Origin of the sequence: Nonlabens sp. Hel1_33_55 (assembly GCF_900101765.1) — a bacterium.
Lineage (GTDB): Bacteria > Bacteroidota > Bacteroidia > Flavobacteriales > Flavobacteriaceae > Nonlabens.
In genome coordinates, this window is record NZ_LT627735.1 from 1,961,023 (window position 1) to 1,978,761 (window position 17,739).

Below are 17,739 nucleotides of genomic sequence, written 5' to 3' on the forward strand. Positions count from 1 at the left end.
GAACATCAACCAAAATCTCAGAACAAAACCCGAATGAATCAAATTACAAGCAATAGCAATTCTGGAAGACTTCATCAAGCATTTAGTTACATCAAGAAGCATCCCTTCAAATCGATTGGATGGTTGGTGCTTGCTGGTTTTTCTTTTGTGGTTTTGCTATTTCTAGGGACTTGGGCTGGCGCATTTGGTCATGTTCCCAATAGCAGTGAACTCGCCAAACTGGAAAATCCGGTAACCTCAACGGTTTACGGCAGCGATAAGAAACCCATCGCCTATTTCTACCTGCAAAATCGCAGCAATATTGATTCTACACAACTCAACCCATATCTAGTGCAAGCGCTGGTAGCTACTGAAGATGTTAGATTCTACGAGCATTCTGGAATTGATTATAGGAGCTATGGCCGCGTGTTTGTCAAATCGATTCTCATGCAACAGGGAAAAGGCGGTGGTAGTACGGTAACGCAACAGATTGCAAAAAATGTTTTTGGCAGGAAGGAACTCTGGTTGCTTAGTACACCCATCAACAAAATGCGCGAGGTGATTATTGCTAAACGTCTAGAATCCATCTACTCAAAGGATGAGTTGCTCCTTCTCTACTTCAACACGGTTTCTTTTGGTGAGAATTTATATGGAATCGAGAAAGCAGCACAAAGGTTTTTTAGTAAGACACCAGCGCAGCTCAATCTTTCAGAATGTGCGACACTGGTAGGTGTTTTGAAAGCACCATCGTACTACAACCCGAGGAAGAATCCGCAGAATTCTACCAATCGCCGTAATGTCGTGCTGCAGCAAATGGTAAAGAATAATGCCATTAAACAAGAAGAGGCAGACGCTGCCAAAACAGAAATCACACTCAAGTATAGTCCTGCCGAGAAGAATTCATCGCTCTCTGGTTACTACAAAGAATACGTGCGAGCGGAATTTAACGCCTGGGCAGCAGAAAATCCAGATCCAGATGGTGCCATCTATGATTTAGAAGTCGACGGTCTCCAGGTTTATACCACGCTACAACCCAACATCCAGAAATATGCAGAACAGACGATGGAGCGCAACATGCAGCGCCTGCAAAAGTTGATGGATCAAAACTGGACCAGCAAAACAACTGAAGGCGGCAAAGAAGCGTTCATCGCCAGCATCATGGCTCTCCAGCCCAAAATCATCCAGATGAAGGAAAATGGGATGAGCGACGAAGAAATTCTTGAATATTGGAAGTCCACCAAAAGCAGAAAATATTGGGAAATAGGCAAAGGCTTTGAGCCACGCCAGCAAAGTGTTGAGGATAGCATTATAGGTTCCATCATCAGGTTGCATACCGGTATTCTGGCGATGAATTCTCGTAGTGGTGCGATTCTAGGTTATCTAGGCGGCATTGATTATGGTTTCTCGCAGATTGATAATATCAAGGCAAAAAACCAAGTAGGTTCTACCTTCAAGCCTATCACTTATCTGACGGCGCTGGATCAGGGCATTGATCCTTGTGACTACTATAACAACTCACTGCGCACCTACAGTAAATACGAAGACTGGCAGCCTAAAAACAGCAGCGGTGGTTATGGCGGTAGTTATAGTTTGCATGGAGCATTAGCTAATAGTGTGAACACGGTTTCTGCAGCATTGCAGCTACAGGTTGGAGTAGATAATACGATTGATAAAGCACGCAAAATGGGAATCACCTCTGACATTCCAGAAGTGCCGTCCATTGTGCTGGGAACCGCAAACATTAGCCTGATGGAGATGGTAACGGCTTATGCGAGCATTTCTAATGGAGGCAATAAAGTCAATCCGTATATGATCCAGCGCATTACTGAACAAGACGGTACCGTACTCTATGAGGCAAAACCTAAGTATGATGGCGGCGTTGCTTCTAGTGCGAGTATCAAGAAATTGCAACAAATGATGGGTGAAGTCCTGACTGAAGGTACTGGAGCGAGTTTTAGTCGTTATAATGTTCCCTATAATATTATTGGAAAAACTGGTACTACCCAAAACAACGGTGATGGCTGGTTTATCGCGGCCTCACCAGAAGTGGTCATAGGTTCATGGGTTGGTGCCCGCGACAAGCGCGTTCATTTTGAAAAAACCTATATGGGAAGTGGTGCTAATACCGCCATGCCTATGGTGGCGTCAATGTTTAAAAGCCTGAGCAGCTGGTCACGTCCTATGTTGACAAATTTTGCTTACGAGAGACCTTATTTCCCATGTCCAGCATTTACAGATCAAGTAGCTTCTGAAGCGACCAATTATTACAAAACCGACAGTACCTATCTAGAAGGTTTGAGGATCAAAGACAGTTTATTGCTTGCGCCAGTAATGGTCGTGGATAGTCTTGTGGTTGACAGTTTAGATATTCAAGTGCCCGTAGTGCAGGAAGAGCCGGTCGATAACCAGTGATATTTGGATTGATGAATTATTACCATTGAAAATATCCGCCATAAAACTGAATCCTATGAAACGTTTATTCATTATCTCACTATTAGTTCTCGCTGCCAGCTGCGAGCATATGGATCCCAACATATCTGCAGAACGTACCGTAGAGCAACAATCACTTTCTGAAGCTCAAATCAGGCCGCTTGATAGCACTATGGCTCGTCAAAAGGTATACGTTCCCATCTATTCTGACATCTATCAAAAAAGCCGCTATGATCGTACCTATCTCACGGCAACCTTTAGTATTCGTAATACCAGCGAGCGTGATTCCCTATTTTTGAATAGGGTGGATTATTTTGATACACGCGGTACAAAGGTGCGCGACTATATTGACAAAACGATTTATCTACAGCCTTTAGAAACTATTGAATTCATAATTGAAGAGAACGATACTTTGGGTGGATCTGGTGCCAACTTCATGCTGGAATGGTACGGCAAGAAAACCATGCGTCCCGTATTTCAGGCCGTTATGATTGGTGGACTGGGCAACAAGGTATTCTCCTTCACTACAGAAGGTGTTGCCGTGGATGAGTGATAGTTGTTCTAAGGTTTGAAATTAGTTCGCTTTCGCGAAAGCGGAAAAACCACAAACATGACTACATAAAAAAGGCTGGAAGTTGAATTCCAGCCTTTTGTATTTGTAATTATAATTTTAGAATCTGAAGCCTGCCGTGAATATGATACGGCTGTCTTCATCACTCACGTAATAACCTATGTTTGCAGTTATGGCCTGGAATCCGTTGATGAAAACAGATCCACCGTAACTGTTCTTCCACTTTTCTGAGGTGTCTAGATCATCCCAAACGCGACCGTAATCAAATCCAGCGGTCACACCTAAGCGAATAGGCACATATGAGGTGCGGAATTGAGTGATCCCGACTCTAAGGTCTGTGCTTTGGTAGAATGATGTTTGTCCCTGGAACCTGTCATTTCTATAACCTCTCAAACTGTTGTTTCCACCAACGGTTGCTGCATGGTAAAACTCATAGGTATTACCCAAAATAAAGTTTGCCTGTGCTTTTGTAGCAATAGCTGCGGCGCCACTCTCATGGATAGGATAAATGAATGATACTGTAGGTACCACATATGAAAATTCATTGTTGTATTCACTTTCCACATTGCGCTTATAACCTGCCACAAGACCTATTTCCATACCGCGACGAGGATAGCTTATCAATCCTTGTTTGTTGTTGTAGTTAAGTCCAACCTCACCACCAGCGTAAAGCTGTCTATCAAAAACATCGTTGTTAGGACTAAATGCTGTTTCAATGAATCCACCTTGATCGTCAAACACCTCATTAGACTCTAGTCTTGCCGCAATGTGTGCTGTAAAGTCATCGTATTTCTTGTATTTCAAGGACGGTTCAACATGCCATTGTTTGATTTGTGTACGATTGAAATCAAGATCAACTGCGTCATCATCATAGAACGTACCGTTTCCTATTCCAAAAAAGTTCATGGCGTAGTTCCCTGTAGTATAACGAGCATCCAGTCCTAAATTCCAATTGTAGAAAACGTGAGCAAACTCACCTGCATAATTGAACTCAAACCCTTGCGTTGCCGAGAAATACTGTGCGGATATGGAGTGCTGTGCAGTAAAAGGATTGCGCAGTAAACGATAAGTCGTATACGTATTATTCAAACCGAAATTCAAACCACTATCTGGATCAAAACCTAAACTAGGCAGAATCACATTAGTAGAATAAATACGTTTTGTAGGATCATAGTTGTTGAGATCATAAGAGTCTGTCAACATTTTATTTACCGGCGTATTGAACGTGTTGTTTTTAGAAGCATAATCAAACACTTTGACCTTGCGTCTATTATCAATGTTGTAGATGTCATTTTCTTCTCCACCAAAAATCTTTAGGTCGATATAATTATTTCCATCACCGGTTACATTGATGGTATCATCTCCATCTAATGCATACAACCATATTTCTTTAGTGAGATCCTTATTGTAGCTATTTTCAAAAATCACCTTATCCTTTTGGGTAATTTTGATGTCTGTGATTCCGTTAGGTTTGCGTTCTACATCAATAACGTTGTCCTTAGTGGTAGCCACTATGGTTTCATAGGTTTTGAAGTAGTTGTAATAATCTTCAGCTATTTGTAACAAGTTAGCTCTACGTAGTTTTAGAGTCTCCTTAATTTGATCTGTGTTCTCATCGATAGCATCTGGCAATAAGCTTGCAAATGCGTTGTCTATAACCTCATCTGTGAGATTATTTTGAAGGAATTCTGCTTGTGATTTCCAGTCATTCCAGCTTGCCTCGTTGATAAAAGTTTTATCCAGATAAAAACCTGCATTATTGAAGGTCTTTATGTTTTGGATTTCTGGTGCATAAGTCTGCATGTTACGCGCTAGTGGCGCACCAAATTTTAATATCGCTGGAAAAATACCATCGTATTTGGGGAATGCTTGATCACGGTCACGTGGAATAGGAACGTATACCTGAGTTCCATCTTCCTTTTCTGTCATTGCCCATCTCCATTGATCTTCATGACGATCCCAATCGCCTATCAACATATCAAAAAGTCTCGCTTTTATGTATGCCGACTCATCTACTTGAGTATCCTTGTCTTCACGTATTTCAATGAGTAAATCTGCGGTACTGATAATGTCATCTGGATTTCCGAAAATCCCTAGACCAATGTTTTCATCGCCCACATGCTCTTCAAACATGTACAGCTTATCGCCATAACTTTCGTTGAATCTTCCCAATCGGTTTTGCTTAGGTAAATACACCACTCGCGGATTTGCATGATAGATATCTGCAGCATCCATGAGTTCATTCACCGCAAACTGCGCATATGGATGGGCCGAAGTATAGTAATCCTGTACGATGTCTTCAGCTACGGTATTTTTCATATAATCCATTACATAATGATCGTCAATGGAGGATTGTATGAATCGCAAGGCACTTTTACGTAATTCCCTTACAGTAAATTCATTTTCATTATCGTCTATTAGACGAAGGCTTCTCGATTGGTTTCCACCACCTTCTGTGATGGCTCGAACGTTGTTCGGTAAATCTTCCAAGAATAAAACTGGTGCGGTGATGTCCTTAGAATAAACCTCACGATAGTGATCGCCCCAGAACCACTTGTATAGACCTGACTTATCTGTTTCTTCTTTGGAATAAATGGATGCGTCATACATATCGCCATATTCATCATTGGTATGGTATTCAAAATCTTCCAGACTACCTTTCTTAAGTTTGATTTGCGAGGTGTGTACCAATTGAACGTTAGATCCATCAACGGTAAATAATTCTACCTGTGAGCTTCCATCTTTATAAACAGTTAGCTTAGAAAATCCACGATCACTGGTAGAGAATATCTCTTTATCTGAATTGTTACGAGTCATTTCAGTACTCGCAGTGGCACCACTCACGACTTGTGGTATGCCATCATCCATCAAAAACTGTAGGTTCTCGTGGTTTCCTGATACAAAGACAACGTCTTGAAATTGGCTAGCAATAGTTTCCAATCTTCCTACTAGATATTGCATTTTGTTGCTGAAGTAAGATTGGTTTGAAAAACCACCCATGCGCTCAAAAAAGCCACGACGATTTGCACTTAACAATGGATGGTGAATTGCAACTATGACGGTCTTATTCTGTTCATCCTTCATTTCATCTTTAAACTGAGTGAAAAACTGCTCTCTTGTTTTGATCTCACAATCATTATTGATGTAAGGATATTGATCCCAATCTTCTAGATACCACTGGCTATCAATCATGACAAGTTCTACCTCATCACTCAAGGTTTCACGCTCGATGGGACATCCATCGTTAGGCCAGAATTTTCCCTTACTATTGTCTTGTAGAAAAGATTCTAGATCATCGATATTGTTGTGTCCGCCTTTGTTCCACTCGTTCTTTCCAGGAATGTATATCACCTCACCGTTGAAACCTTCCAGAGGATTCAATACGTTTTGAGTTAGAAAATCTTCTTCCTGCTTTCTTTGATTTTTATCTTTTGGGTAGCCGTTCTTTCTGGTGGTATTACCTAAAGCCACAAATGCAGCATTACTGTCATTCTTTGATGCATTGACAATGGCTTGTAGAATCTCTGCAGACTTACTGTTTTTATCATCACCTAGATTAGCGGTGAGATAAATGCTTTTAGAAACTTCTTTACTATTTGTTGCATCCTGCGCGGTAACATTCGTAAAAAACAAAAGAAAAAAAGCAGAAAAAAATAGGGATGATCTTAAGGGTAGGTAATCTAAAATTGACTTCATAAATAGGTTTAAACAACGAAAGTCTTAAATCCATTGGTTTTGACTCAAGTGATTAACATATAACATACCAAAATTTATGAAAATTGGTTGATTAATTGCCTGTCAACAGATTTATGGACCACCAATACTGGTTGCAAACTGGATTGGTGGTTTTTACGCTTTCGCGAAAGCTAACTTCCAATAAACATCTAGATCTTTTAATGAGGCAACTTACTTTTTAATAATCCGTAGAGGAAGGTTCCCAGCAAGGCTCCAAAGATTACAAGTAGTATCGCAGGAAAACCTGCGCCCAATAAAACGTACATAGGTCCTGGACATGCACCGGCAAGCGCCCAACCCAAGCCAAAAATTATCCCGCCAATTAAGTATCTGGCGATACCCATATTCTTGGGTTTCAAGCTCATGTCAGTACCATCAATGGTTTTAATGTTTTTCCGTTTGATGATCTGGATACCTACTGCTCCTATAACCAGAGCAGATCCTATGATACCGTACATGTGGAAACTCCCAAACTTGAACATTTCATAAATGCGGAACCATGATGCAGCCTCTGACTTGAACATGACGATTCCAAAGAAAATCCCGATAGCTAAATATGTGATGTATCTCATGTCTTAAAAAATTAAAGGATAAATAATATGGATCATTACCAGACCACCTATGAAAAAGCCTATCACAGCGATCAATGATGGTACTTGCAGATTACTCAATCCAGAGATAGCATGCCCAGAAGTACATCCACCGGCATATCGAGCACCGAATCCTACTAGAATCCCACCAATCAACAAGATGGCCAGATTGCCAGGGTTCATGAAATTTTCCAAACCAAATATTTCTGTGGGCAAATACGCCTCACCAGCACTTTCAATCCCATAGTCTTGAGAAAGTTGCTGTGCTATTTCAGGGTTGATCTCAACCGTATTGTCGCTCATGAAATTAGAAGAAATAAAACCACCAATAATAGCTCCCAAAACCACCATAAGATTCCAACGCTGTGCGCGCCAGTCAAACTTGAAAAAATCTGCCGCCTTACCAGCTCCCAGAGCAGAACAAGTGGTTCGTAGTGCCGACGACATACCAAATTGCTTGCCAACAAATAGAAGTAAAAACATCGTTAACGCAATGAGCGGCCCAGCAACGTACCACGGCCATGGATCATATATCCAGTTCATATTTTTAGATTTTGGACAAAATTAGTGTACTTGAAGCTTTATGAGTGTAACCTATGTTACTTCCCTCAATTATTTGATGGTTGATGAGTTCGCTTTCGCGAAAGCGAACTTATTCACCAACCAATCAGACTTGAATAATAAATATTTATTTTTTAATAATATCCACAATACGGCTATACATCACCTCAGACATGCTCCAGTTATAACCTTCAAAGTCTACGGTATTGGTAAACTGAATCACGACAGCGTCGATGTCCTTATGATATTTTGCAATGGTTTGGTAGCCAGGAACAAGACCTGTGTGGTCATAAACATAGATGGAAGAATAAATTTCCTGCTCTTCTTTATCGGTAAAAACCGTTCCCTCGTTTAAAGCTCTGATAAATTTCCCGAGATCTTGCGCTGTCGCGAGCATGCCCACATCATCATTCTTGAGATCACCTTCATAACCAACGTAATAACCGCTCATCACTCGATCCATGTCCACATCTTGAACGGAACCATAAGTATCATTCAGATTCAATGGATCTAAGATTTCTTCTTTCATATACTGGAATACTTCATAGCCTACGACTTTTCTTATAATCATATGAAGCAGTAGGTAATTAGTATTGCTATAGGCGTAATCCTTATCAGGATCAAAATCTGCGGGCTTGTCTAGAATTAGGGCGAGATTTCCTTCTTCGTTTTCTTTAGGTTGTGCCCAATAATTTTCAACGTCTGTGTAATTGGGAATACCACTACGGTGTTGCACCATCATCCTGATGGTGATGTCGTCTGCATTTTCAATTCTGCCCTTTAATTGTGGCAGATAAAAAGCGAGACTTTTATCTAGCGATAGTTTGCCTTGGTGGGCAAGCCTTGCTACAGAAACAGCATGGTACAATTTTGATACACTAGCAATTTTAAAAAACGATTGAGGGTCTGCAGGAATTTTATTTTCTGTGTTTTTATATCCTGATGTGTAATGCCTTGATGGTTTTCCTTTCTGATCTACGTAAACGATAATCCCATCAAATCCATAATCTGCAGCTAAATCCATTTGTTCTTGAACGGTAGCAGGCAACGGCTTTATCCAGGCAAACACGATAGGCCACGGTACAAAGTATAGTGATATCGCCGTACCAGTAAGCAGTATGACCTGAAATATTCTTTTGGATCGAGATGTTTTTTTGGCGGTCAAATTGAATGGTTCTTGGATGGTTGTAAAATGGTAAAATCTTAATTGGGTCTTACTTATTTATCATTGACAAGAGAAACACATTTTCAAAATGCGCTACATAACATTCACATTAAACAGATAACCAATGATCGCCGTAATTCCCATGGCTAGGGTTCCCCAAAAGGTAATGCGCAATATAGGTCTAAGTATACTTGAGCCACCAGCTCTAGCCGATATAGCTCCCAAAAGAGCCAAAAACAAAATCGCAAAACCATATTGAATATACTCCATGGTATCCAGAGGTGCGAGATATGCCACAACTACTGGCAAAAACCCACCAACGGTAAAAGCAACGCCAGATGAAAAAGCTGCTTGCAGCGGCTTTGCCTCGGTCATTTCCATAATTCCTAGCTCATCCCGAGCGTGAGCCTCCAGTGCATTGTGCGAGGTAAGTTGCTTGGCTACTTCTAATGCCGTTTCTTTATTAAGACCTCTAGTTTCATAGATTTTGGCAAGTTCTATGAGTTCCTGTTCTGGTGTGTCCTGAAGTTCTTTTAATTCTCGAGCGAGATCAGATTTTTGGATATCAGTTTGAGAACTAACGGAAACGTATTCTCCAGCTGCCATTGAAAGTGCCCCTGCAACAAGTCCTGCTACACCAGCAACGATAATGGCATCTTTCGAGCCACTCGCAGCGGCAACACCTATGATAATACTCGCCGTTGATAGAATACCATCATTTGCTCCCAACACGCCAGCGCGCAACCAGGCGCTTCTGTTGATATAATGCCTTTCTTTATTTTGCAACCCTACTCCTTTATTTAAACTTTTCCACATCATCGCTCAAGTCATAAACTTGAACGCCATTAATTTTCTTCTCTAAGATACTACTTCCAGCAGCACTACGGTAACCACCTGCACAATGAACTACTATGGGTTTATCTGTTGGGATTTGATTTGCAGCATCTCGTAATTCATGTAATGGGTGTGCTAACGCGCTATCAAAAAACTTCCCCTGCTCGACCTCACTAGTGTTACGTATATCTACAATCGTATAATTATCTGGATTCTGTGAAAAGTCTTCCAAATCAAGTGCTGGAGTTGATTGTAAATTATCTCCAGAAATGGTGATTACTTTTTCTACTTGTTGCTCGTAACCAATTTTGGCAATGCGCTGCAATAATTTCTCTTTGTTCTCTTTGAAGTCTATTACTAAGGTGAATTTCTCCTTCGGTTCTACAATCGACCCTAACCAAGTTTCAAATTTTGCATTATCAGAAACTGCCTGGATATTGAAACTTCCCTTCAGGTGACCTTTTTTAAAGCTCTGCTCATCGCGCATATCCACAATCAAGCCGGTAGCTGTAGATCCATCTTCAAAGTTTACTTTTTCCACTGCAGGCTGTACATCTACAGCACCTGTTTTATTGATATCGACATCATAACCAAAGTACGCTGGAATAAACGGCTGCCCATCCAGCAACGTGTCCATGAATTCTTCTTTTGATTGTTTTTTAAACGCCCAATTGTTCTCTCTTTCATCGCCTAACGTACTACTAGCCGCATCGCTCATCCCTTTACCGCACAGAGATCCTGCGCCATGTGCTGGATAAACTAATGCATCGTCAGGTAGATCACTGTATTTGTTTTGCATGGTGTCGTACATCATCTCTGCAAGCTCCTCTCTTTTGGCCTTCATATTTCCAGCTTTTTCTCGTAAATCTGGACGTCCTACATCACCTATAAACAACGTATCTCCCGTAAAAAGTGCAGTATCATCACCTTCCTTAGCTACAATCGTAATACTATCTGGTGAATGGCCTGGTGTGTTGATCGACTTTAAAACAGCTTTACCCAACTCGATTTGATCGCCGTCATCAAATGCCTTGTGCGGATAATCTGCTCCTGTTTTTGCGCTATTATATATTGTTGCTCCAGTTTCTTTGTGAATTTCAAGATGTGAACTCACAAAGTCTGCATGCGGATGCGTTTCAATGACTGCAATGATTGTGGCGTTGTTCGCTTTCGCGAAAGCGTAATATATCTCTGGATTTCTCTCTGGATCGATCACCGCCATTTTTCCGTCGCTTATGATCGCATAGGAATATTGAGACAACGGCTTATATTCAAATTGTTTGATATTCATAATTCTAATTTTCTACTCAAAAATAAAAAAGGTTGCAACATCTAGCTGTAACCTATGATACATAAGCTGATTTTTGATATCTACATATCTACTTTTTGCGTGATTTTGTTCTACTATAAATAAGGTGATAATTTCTTGAGCATTTACAGACGCTATTGACCGTTTGATCTTTCAGAAATAAATTGATCTTTGGCTATTTCTAGTCATGATCAGCCCAAGCTGTATAACCACCTTGTAATTCATAAATCTCATTAAAACCCAAGGTATCAAGAATCACCGAAGATTTCTGGCTGCGGTTTCCTGATTTGCAATAGATGTAAATAGGTTTTGTTTTGTCTAGTTTCTCAAACTCTTTTTCAAAAGTTTCTTGTTGGAAATAATCAATATTTATTGCACCATCTATAGCTCCTTCTTTGAATTCTTCAGGAGTTCTCACGTCCACCAATTGAACATTTTCTATTGCAATGGCTTCTTTGAATTCATCAATACTCAACGTGATTACTGGACTCGATGTTTGGGCGCTCAACTGGTAAAAACTGATAAATACGGTTAGAATAAATAAGAATCTTTTCATCAAGGTTGCTTTGGTGTTAAAGTTAATCCACTTGCTCGATACAAGTCGTGGTAGTTGGTTGTAATTATAGTTGGAGGTTTAGTTTCGCTTTCGCGAAAGCGAAATTGTTACATCCATCACCACGTATCAGTAAGCTTCTACATGGTTAGCTCTTTATAAATGATGTAGATCCCCATGATCAACACAAAATAACCGAAAGCTTTTTTCAGTTTTTTGCCATCAATAAATTTGTTGAGCCAGATTCCAATGAATATCCCCAAAATTGATAATGCGGTGAATTTTAAAAGGAAAGCCCAGTCAATTTCAAGATTCTGAACATCTCCCAAGAAGCCTATCAATGATTTAATGGCGATAATGAATAAAGATGTTGCTACTGCTTTTTTCATAGGCAATTTCGCTAGTAAAACCAGTGCTGGAATAATCAAAAAACCACCGCCAGCACCAACAATTCCAGTAATTGTTCCTACTACCAGTCCTTCAATAATTATCAGCGGGTAGTTGTATTGAATGGGCACATCTTCATCAATCGCAGCTCCTTTATTTCTTATCATTGAAACTGAAGCAAGGAGCATGATGATTGCAAAAAACAACATGATGGCTAGATTCTTTGTTACCATAACGTCGCCAACTTTGAAAAGATCGACGGGTATCGCTGGTATCAAAAAGGCTCTGGTCAAATAAACCGCTATAAATGCTGGAATAGCAAAAATGATAGCCGTTTTGAAATCCACCATTCCTTTAGACATATTTTTTGCCGCACCTACTAACGAGGTGGCTCCTACCACAAATAAGGAATAAGCAGTTGCTATCACTGGATTAAGCGCTAGCGCATAAACTAGTATGGGAACCGTCAGAATGGATCCGCCGCCGCCTATAAGTCCTAATACGACTCCTATAAGTAATGCGCCTAAATAACCTAGTACCTCAATAAATTCCATGATCTACTTAATCTAGTGCGAAAGTAGACGGCTTCTAGCGTATAGTTTGTAACCCTTGTTACAGGACTTCAATAAAGCTACGATGCAATTTGATCTTGTGATCGTTTTCCATTCTTTTGAGCAATCTGGAAATGACTACACGACTGGTGTGTAGGTCTTGGGAGATCTCTTTGTGTGTTATGTAAATGTGTTTGCTATTTAAGATCTCGATTTTGTCATTAAGATAATTTTCCAATCTCTCGTCCATACGATTAAAGGCAATGTTATCGATACTTTCTAGCATCTCCATCATTCTTGTATGGTAGCTATTAAATACGAAATTGCGCCAACTCTTGTATTTACTAGACCATTCCTCCATTTTCCCTATAGGAATCATGATAAGTTTTGCTGCCGTTTCAGTGACTGCGTGTATTTCGCTTTTTGTATTTCCCATGCAGCAGGTAAGTGTCATTGCACAAGTATCCCCTTTCTCCAGATGATAGAGCAGCAATTCATTTCCATCTTCATCAGCTCTCATAATCTTAATACTTCCGGATAATAGCAAAGGCATCGATTTGATAAATTGTCCAGGCCTTATAAGATCTATACCTGCATCGACTTCTTTGAAAGTGGCTACATCATTGATTTCAGCGAGTAGTTCTGGTTCGAAAAAAGTTTTATAGTTGGCTTGAAGTTCTGGTATCATTTCTAAGGTCAATTCTTAATTAAGTAAACCTCTAAGTTAAACGTTACTTGAGATAGTTAACTTCAATTTTTGAAAGCTATTACCAATTTATTCTCGTAGATATTGTGATTGTCATGACATCTTCAATCATTGAGATGTTTTTATTTTTATCACAAAAGAATCGCATCAAGGCCTTATTTTAATTTTCCTTATCTAATTTGCGCTTCCTATTTTACATTATCTATGCTCAAAAATCCAAAGTCCTACGTATTACTAGTTCTCTTTATTGTTGGGCTTATTCATATTCCAAATGCGAATGCTCAGTTTGAGGAACTTCAAGAGTTATTTACTTTTTACCCTAATAGAAAAGCGGTAGAACAAGATTCAACCTTGTATCCATCAAAGTTCATCGCAGCGCCAGTCATGAGCTATTCTCCTGAAACCAATTTTGCATTCGGTGTTGGAGCAAAATACCTTTTCAAATTTGCAGGAAGTGGTGAAGAAACTAGGGTTTCTAATATGCCTATTACATTTCAGTACACATTGAACAGTCAGTTTTTTCTATTTTCTGGTTTTGAGATCTTTACCAATCAGGAAAAATGGGTCATTGAAGGTAATTTCCTTTTTCAAAATTATCCACGATTGTATTATGGAATAGGTAATAATACACCAGAATCAGCTGAGGAGGTTTATGACTATAATCAACTACTTATCGAACCTATCTTCTTGAAGCAGGCATTTGTGAAGCATTTGTTTGTAGGTGCAGGAATACGATACAATCACATCTACAATACAGATTTTGAAGAAGATGGACTGATAGCCAATGAACAATTGGACGGTTTTGATGGTTCTACATCAGTAGGTGTGGAAGCTGCAGCTCTATACGACAGTCGTGATGTTATATTAAATGCATCCAGCGGTTGGTATCTTGAACTTACTCATGGAGAATATGGTGAGTTTTTAGGTGGTACCAATAAATTTCACCTAACTAGAGTCGATCTGCGTCACTTTTTAAAAGTATCCAAAAAAATAATGATGTTTTAGGGTTCCAATTTGTAGGCCGCACGGTTAGAGATAATCAGCCATTTTCTGAATATTCATTCTTGGGAAGTAGTGAGATCATGCGTGGCTACCGTGAAGGTCGTTTTATAGATCGCGATCTTGTTGCCGCTCAGGCCGAATACCGCAAGACATTTAAGGACTCAAGAATCGGTGCCGTGGCATTTATCGGAACTGGAAATGTCTATAGAAATATCGATGAATTCCAATTCAAGGATCTAAAACCTAATTATGGTTTTGGAGTTCGTTACAAGCTGGACGAGTCAGAAAACTTAAACATTAGACTAGATTGGGGCTTCGGTCGTGGTACGAACGAAATCTACTTAGGTATTGCAGAGGCATTCTAGCCATCTGTTCAAACCTTATAATCTTAGGATCTACGACTAACGACGTTTCTAAAAAAGGTACTGCTTTAGTTGGTATAACGTAAGCTATATCATCAAATCCATAGAGAACCGTTTAGAATCTGAATGTTCTATCCAGAAATACGCCCATAGTTAGAAGGACTTCATAGCGCTCATTAGACAATCCATCATCTTCTCTGAAGATATCCAAACCATTTTGTGCTGTCAGATACCTCGCTTCTCCACGGATGTAAGCATTTTCTGTTGGCTTGTATTCTGCGCCTACGGTTAGACCCGTTAGATCCAGACCTTCAGTAATTCCTTGATTATTCGTGAAAGTGCCGCTTATGAATCCGCTGGAATCTCTATACATCTCACCGCGGCCTGTGATGCTAAATGCATCGCTAAATTGGTATCGCAACGTTGCCAGTGCCGTATACAATGTAGCAGTATCGTTGGAATCGTCTAAATCACTATTGGATTGCAACCCAAGATCTGCTCCTAAAATCAAGAAAATCTTATCATTCCAGTTCGTCGACATGTAAAGGTTCTGATAAAAACGTCTTTGTTTTGGACTCATATCATCAGCACTCTCGCGTCCATAATTGTTGGTGTACGTGATACTAGTTCGGTCATTTATTTGATAGCTTATGAGAGCTCCAACACTTTTTGCATCATTATTATCCACAAAACCGTTGTAACTATTGATCACCCATAATTCAAAATTCCAATCGCTAATAGCCTCATAACTCAAACTCGCTCCAGATTGGAAAAACGGCTCGTTAAAAGTGATTACACTCGTACTGCTCAGCAAATTCTCTTTTGGTAAGAAACTCTCAGTCCCTACATGCGTTTTGAAAAAACCAGCATCAAGCCATAAGCCATCGATAATCTTCACGCCAACGTTAGCCTCTTGGATTTCGTTGAAGGTATCACTCCATATCGCTTGCGGTATATCACCATATTGAAAAGTCACATTTGCTCGAACCTTATCATGCCTGTATGCCATACCTAGCTGGGCAATGTTCAGTCCAAAAGTATCATCCCTTGCTCCTACCGTGGTGTACCGCTGGAACTGATCATTATCTAATTCTGTGGAGTATCCTGATAAGTATCCATCGACATAACCGCTTACTGTTATCTCGTGATTGTTATTGTCAGATGATGATTGGGAATACGCTTTCGCGAAAGCAAAAAACACACCAACCCCAAACCATATAGTAATCTTTCTCATACCTAATCTTCTTTTCAAACAAGCTAGTAATTGCTGTTCAAAGTGAATATCTATTTAAGAAAACTAAAGGAAAATACCTACAAGGAGACATAATATAATTTGCAATCAACAGCTCTGGAAACATAACTGCCAGCAAATTGCTTGAGCGAACTTCATAGTTTTGACATACCCACAATCTGGATTACGTAGCGGTGATCTAGACAACGCTCCGCGTTGAAAATGGAAACGTCCAGAAAATGCTTGAGCGAGCTCTTAGATTTGAGGCACAAAAGATCTGGATTACCTAGCGGTGATCCTGACAACGCTCCGCGTTGAAAATGGAAAATCCCAGCTTTCAAGTTCAAGCGAGATTTTAAATTTGTTATTAGCATAACCTTGATTACCTAGCGGTGACCCTGACAACGCTCCGCGTTGAAAATGGAAACGTCCAGAAAATGCTTGAGCGAGCTCTTAGATTTGAGCTACAAAGATCTGGATTACCGAACGGTGATCCTGAAAACGCTACGCGTTGAAAATGGAAACGTCCACAAAATGCTTGAGCAAGCTCATAGATTTGGATTACCTAGCGGTGATCCTGACAACGCTCCGCGTTGAAAATGGAAAATCCCAGCTTTCAAATTCAAGCGAGCTTGATTTGACGCTGGGATTTTCCATTTATTCGTGACCGCGACAGGATTCAAACCTGTAACCGCTGGAGCCGAAATCCAGTGCGCTATTCAGTTGCGCCACGCGGCCTAATATTAATTGTCTACCTTGATAAAATCATCTTCTAATTGATCAGAGTACTTAAATCCAATAAGAACCCACCCTTTTTTAGAATTATGAAACTCAAAATTTAAACGGAGTGCAAAGTAATCATATCTCAGATAATAAATGATTCTTCTTCTAATATTTGACACATCGTACACAGCTCCTTTTTCCACAGATAGCATCGTGCCATAGCTCTTCTGTAACTGGTCGATTTCCAATTTAAATTTTCCGGCTAAATTTTGAAGATCACCCTTATTGAATGGAAAGTAAAGAGCAAGTAGATTAAATGCCTCGTCAAACTCTTCCTCAAACATTAATTCGGTCACCTCAAGAGATAACTGATCCGCTTCCTCAAGATCGACCAGAATCTTTTCTTGTGCGAAGGCCCATGACGAAAATAATATTAATAAAATCAAAGATATTCTGTTCATCGTCCTGTGTATCCTACTGTGCTAATTTTGCCTTTACAATACTGCTTATTGTTCTTCCATCTGCCTTTCCTGCAAGTTGGGTATTTGCCATTCCCATGACTTTTCCCATGTCCTTCATTCCGCTGGCATTGGTACGCACAATAATTTCTGAAACTACGGCTTCAATGGCTTCTTCACTCAATTGCTCTGGTAAGAATTTTTCTAGAACTGCGGCTTGAGCTAGTTCTGGTTCTGCGAGGTCTTCTCTATTTTGCTCTGAGTAAATACGGGCGCTATCCTTTCTTTGCTTCACGAGCTTTTGAACTAGTTTAATTTCTTCATCCTCGCTCAAACCATCTGAATCGCCTGATGTTTTTGCTAATAAAATCTCGCTCTTCACGGCTCTCAGCGCCGCAAGTGCGGTTTGATCTTTTGCTTTCATTGCCTCCTTCATAGAGGTCATAATCTCTTTCTCTAAACTCATAATTCAAAATTGAACTACAAAAATAGGGATTACAAATTGAAGAATTCTTTGATCACCACCTATTAAAAATGACACCAATAAAAAACCCGAATCCAACTTGGGATTCGGGCTTTAGGGTAGATTGGT

Annotated in this window: 17 protein-coding genes and 1 tRNA gene; 5 read left to right on the forward strand and 13 right to left on the reverse strand. The window is 40.0% G+C overall.

Going from position 1 to position 17,739, the window contains the following annotated elements:
• The first annotated feature begins 33 nt into the window (after positions 1-33).
• A complete protein-coding gene (locus BLO34_RS08785) occupies positions 34-2,391 on the forward strand; it encodes a transglycosylase domain-containing protein (protein ID WP_090756570.1) in 2,358 nt (785 codons plus the stop codon).
• Between the two features lie 55 nt (positions 2,392-2,446).
• Positions 2,447-2,962 carry a DUF3124 domain-containing protein gene (locus tag BLO34_RS08790; protein WP_090754535.1) on the forward strand — a complete coding sequence of 172 codons (516 nt, stop codon included), beginning with the start codon at positions 2,447-2,449 and terminating at the stop codon, positions 2,960-2,962.
• A 117-nt stretch (positions 2,963-3,079) separates the two neighbouring features.
• On the opposite strand, the gene BLO34_RS08795 is transcribed toward BLO34_RS08790, so the two are convergent.
• From BLO34_RS08795 to BLO34_RS08835, 9 genes are all read right to left on the reverse strand, one after another.
• The gene (locus tag BLO34_RS08795) at positions 3,080-6,676 is read right to left on the reverse strand and encodes a metallophosphatase (protein ID WP_090754537.1); all 3,597 of its coding nucleotides are present in this window, start codon (positions 6,674-6,676) and stop codon (positions 3,080-3,082) included.
• Between the two features lie 197 nt (positions 6,677-6,873).
• A complete protein-coding gene (locus BLO34_RS08800; RefSeq protein ID WP_090754539.1) occupies positions 6,874-7,287 on the reverse strand; it encodes a DUF6691 family protein in 414 nt (137 codons plus the stop codon).
• 3 nt (positions 7,288-7,290) lie between these two features.
• Complete coding sequence (locus tag BLO34_RS08805; protein WP_090754541.1) at positions 7,291-7,848, reverse strand: YeeE/YedE family protein; 558 nt, start codon at positions 7,846-7,848, stop codon at positions 7,291-7,293.
• Positions 7,849-7,993: 145 nt separating this feature from the next.
• Positions 7,994-9,031, reverse strand: coding sequence for a serine hydrolase domain-containing protein (locus BLO34_RS08810; RefSeq protein ID WP_090754543.1), 1,038 nt, complete (start codon positions 9,029-9,031; stop codon positions 7,994-7,996).
• Between the two features lie 93 nt (positions 9,032-9,124).
• Entirely contained in the window at positions 9,125-9,847 is a 723-nt protein-coding gene (locus BLO34_RS08815) for a VIT family protein (protein WP_410503917.1), read from the reverse strand.
• Positions 9,828-11,156 carry an MBL fold metallo-hydrolase gene (locus tag BLO34_RS08820; RefSeq protein WP_090754547.1) on the reverse strand — a complete coding sequence of 443 codons (1,329 nt, stop codon included), beginning with the start codon at positions 11,154-11,156 and terminating at the stop codon, positions 9,828-9,830. The genes BLO34_RS08815 and BLO34_RS08820 overlap by 20 nt, the downstream gene beginning before the upstream one ends.
• A gap of 199 nt (positions 11,157-11,355) precedes the next feature.
• Positions 11,356-11,730 (reverse strand): rhodanese-like domain-containing protein, encoded by a 375-nt coding sequence (locus BLO34_RS08825; RefSeq protein WP_090754550.1) that lies wholly within the window; start codon positions 11,728-11,730, stop codon positions 11,356-11,358.
• 137 nt (positions 11,731-11,867) lie between these two features.
• Complete coding sequence (locus tag BLO34_RS08830) at positions 11,868-12,668, reverse strand: sulfite exporter TauE/SafE family protein (protein WP_090754552.1); 801 nt, start codon at positions 12,666-12,668, stop codon at positions 11,868-11,870.
• Positions 12,669-12,726: 58 nt separating this feature from the next.
• Positions 12,727-13,353: a Crp/Fnr family transcriptional regulator gene (locus BLO34_RS08835; RefSeq protein ID WP_090754553.1), complete on the reverse strand. Its 627-nt coding sequence runs from the start codon at positions 13,351-13,353 to the stop codon at positions 12,727-12,729.
• A 222-nt stretch (positions 13,354-13,575) separates the two neighbouring features.
• Here BLO34_RS08835 and BLO34_RS08840 point away from each other — a divergent pair, with 222 nt between their 5' ends.
• Both BLO34_RS08840 and BLO34_RS14720 read left to right on the forward strand, forming a co-directional pair.
• Complete coding sequence (locus BLO34_RS08840; protein ID WP_231959446.1) at positions 13,576-14,376, forward strand: BamA/TamA family outer membrane protein; 801 nt, start codon at positions 13,576-13,578, stop codon at positions 14,374-14,376.
• Between the two features lie 59 nt (positions 14,377-14,435).
• Complete coding sequence (locus BLO34_RS14720; RefSeq protein WP_231959448.1) at positions 14,436-14,738, forward strand: hypothetical protein; 303 nt, start codon at positions 14,436-14,438, stop codon at positions 14,736-14,738.
• Positions 14,739-14,850: 112 nt separating this feature from the next.
• On the opposite strand, the gene BLO34_RS08845 is transcribed toward BLO34_RS14720, so the two are convergent.
• Positions 14,851-15,969 (reverse strand): outer membrane beta-barrel protein, encoded by a 1,119-nt coding sequence (locus tag BLO34_RS08845; RefSeq protein WP_090754555.1) that lies wholly within the window; start codon positions 15,967-15,969, stop codon positions 14,851-14,853.
• A 438-nt stretch (positions 15,970-16,407) separates the two neighbouring features.
• Here BLO34_RS08845 and BLO34_RS14565 point away from each other — a divergent pair, with 438 nt between their 5' ends.
• On the forward strand, positions 16,408-16,563 hold the full coding sequence (locus tag BLO34_RS14565) for a hypothetical protein (protein WP_157686748.1): 156 nt from the start codon (positions 16,408-16,410) through the stop codon (positions 16,561-16,563).
• A gap of 67 nt (positions 16,564-16,630) precedes the next feature.
• Here BLO34_RS14565 and BLO34_RS08850 read toward each other — a convergent pair.
• From BLO34_RS08850 to BLO34_RS08860, 3 genes are all read right to left on the reverse strand, one after another.
• A tRNA-Arg gene (locus tag BLO34_RS08850) sits at positions 16,631-16,704 on the reverse strand.
• Positions 16,705-16,709: 5 nt separating this feature from the next.
• On the reverse strand, positions 16,710-17,150 hold the full coding sequence (locus BLO34_RS08855) for a hypothetical protein (RefSeq protein WP_090754557.1): 441 nt from the start codon (positions 17,148-17,150) through the stop codon (positions 16,710-16,712).
• Positions 17,151-17,163: 13 nt separating this feature from the next.
• The gene (locus tag BLO34_RS08860) at positions 17,164-17,613 is read right to left on the reverse strand and encodes a GatB/YqeY domain-containing protein (protein WP_090754558.1); all 450 of its coding nucleotides are present in this window, start codon (positions 17,611-17,613) and stop codon (positions 17,164-17,166) included.
• Positions 17,614-17,739 lie beyond the last annotated feature (126 nt).

What these genes read in the sequence shown, in the direction of transcription:
- BLO34_RS08790 (WP_090754535.1), top strand. Translation starts at nt 2,447, where the DNA reads ATGAAACGTTTATTCATTATCTCACTATTAGTTCTCGCTGCCAGCTGC.
- BLO34_RS08840 (WP_231959446.1), top strand. Translation starts at nt 13,576, where the DNA reads ATGCTCAAAAATCCAAAGTCCTACGTATTACTAGTTCTCTTTATTGTT.
- BLO34_RS08825 (WP_090754550.1), bottom strand. Translation starts at nt 11,730, where the DNA reads ATGAAAAGATTCTTATTTATTCTAACCGTATTTATCAGTTTTTACCAG.
- BLO34_RS08845 (WP_090754555.1), bottom strand. Translation starts at nt 15,969, where the DNA reads ATGAGAAAGATTACTATATGGTTTGGGGTTGGTGTGTTTTTTGCTTTC.
- BLO34_RS08785 (WP_090756570.1), top strand. Translation starts at nt 34, where the DNA reads ATGAATCAAATTACAAGCAATAGCAATTCTGGAAGACTTCATCAAGCA.
- BLO34_RS08795 (WP_090754537.1), bottom strand. Translation starts at nt 6,676, where the DNA reads ATGAAGTCAATTTTAGATTACCTACCCTTAAGATCATCCCTATTTTTT.
- BLO34_RS08805 (WP_090754541.1), bottom strand. Translation starts at nt 7,848, where the DNA reads ATGAACTGGATATATGATCCATGGCCGTGGTACGTTGCTGGGCCGCTC.
- BLO34_RS08820 (WP_090754547.1), bottom strand. Translation starts at nt 11,156, where the DNA reads ATGAATATCAAACAATTTGAATATAAGCCGTTGTCTCAATATTCCTAT.
- BLO34_RS08815 (WP_410503917.1), bottom strand. Translation starts at nt 9,847, where the DNA reads ATGTGGAAAAGTTTAAATAAAGGAGTAGGGTTGCAAAATAAAGAAAGG.
- BLO34_RS08860 (WP_090754558.1), bottom strand. Translation starts at nt 17,613, where the DNA reads ATGAGTTTAGAGAAAGAGATTATGACCTCTATGAAGGAGGCAATGAAA.
- BLO34_RS08800 (WP_090754539.1), bottom strand. Translation starts at nt 7,287, where the DNA reads ATGAGATACATCACATATTTAGCTATCGGGATTTTCTTTGGAATCGTC.
- BLO34_RS08835 (WP_090754553.1), bottom strand. Translation starts at nt 13,353, where the DNA reads ATGATACCAGAACTTCAAGCCAACTATAAAACTTTTTTCGAACCAGAA.
- BLO34_RS08855 (WP_090754557.1), bottom strand. Translation starts at nt 17,150, where the DNA reads ATGAACAGAATATCTTTGATTTTATTAATATTATTTTCGTCATGGGCC.
- BLO34_RS08830 (WP_090754552.1), bottom strand. Translation starts at nt 12,668, where the DNA reads ATGGAATTTATTGAGGTACTAGGTTATTTAGGCGCATTACTTATAGGA.